We start from the raw sequence: 246 nt of genomic DNA on the forward strand, positions 1-246 counted from the left end.
ACCTGTACACTCAGCAGCTCCATCAGCACCACCAGCTAAAGCAGGAGGTGTTGTATCAGAGATAACGAAAGTTTGATCTTGACTAGAAGACAATCCACATTCATCAGTTGCTGTAAAGGTTACAGTTATAGTATCAGTACATCCTTGTGAATCCCAAGTACCTTCAGTAAAGCTCATTGTAGCAGCACCACAAATATCGGTAGAAGTTACACCAGCGAAACCATCTCTCCAAGCGATATAATCGGC

At 43.1% G+C, this 246-nt stretch carries 1 protein-coding gene; it reads right to left on the minus strand.

Going from position 1 to position 246, the window contains the following annotated elements; all coding sequences use genetic code 11:
* Positions 1-246, minus strand: a 246-nt coding sequence (locus Q0739_RS15025) for a hypothetical protein (RefSeq protein ID WP_298239548.1), incomplete at both ends; no start/stop codon positions are given.

This window comes from uncultured Algibacter sp., from assembly GCF_947487605.1.
Lineage (GTDB): Bacteria > Bacteroidota > Bacteroidia > Flavobacteriales > Flavobacteriaceae > Algibacter_D.